This window comes from Streptomyces sp. NRRL WC-3549, assembly GCF_000721935.1.
GTDB lineage: Bacteria > Actinomycetota > Actinomycetes > Streptomycetales > Streptomycetaceae > Streptomyces.
Map to the genome: position 1 here is coordinate 26499 of NZ_KL585423.1, position 522 is coordinate 27020.

1 pseudogene is annotated in these 522 nt (G+C 80.3%); it reads right to left on the reverse strand.

From position 1 onward, the window contains the following. A pseudogene (locus tag IH13_RS44075) lies at positions 1 to 522 on the reverse strand (hypothetical protein); the annotation flags it as partial.

Consider the following 522-nt stretch of genomic DNA (forward strand, 5'->3'; position numbering starts at 1 on the left):
ACGCCGTCGGGTCCGGCCGTGACCGGGTCCGCGCCCGGGGCCGTGGCGGCGCCGTCCGTCGCCGTGCGGTCCGGCACTCCGTCGCCGGGCGGCGGGGTGAGCGACCGCTCCGTACCGGCCGGCTCCTCCTGACGGTCCTGGTCCGCCCTCGGGTCCGGCGTGCCGGTGGCGTCGCTCCGACCGCTCGGGCCGGTCCGGGGCGACTGCTGCGACTGGTTCCCCGTGCCGGGCGTGCCCTGCGGCGCACCGGGCGGTGCGCCCTGCGTCCCGGTGGCGGGCACCGTCGTGTGCGGGCCGGCCGACGTGCTGACGGGCGCCTGCGGCGGGGCGGTGCCGGTGCCGGTCCCGGTATCGGTGCCGGTCCCGGTCCCGGTCCCGGTCCCGGTCTCGGTGCCGGTCTCGGTGCCGGTCTCGGTGCCGGTCCCCGTCTCGGTGCCGGTCCCGGTCTCGGTCCCGGTCTCGGTCCCGGTCTCGGTGCCGGTCCCGGTCTCGGTGCCGGAGACCGGCGGGGCGTCGCTCACC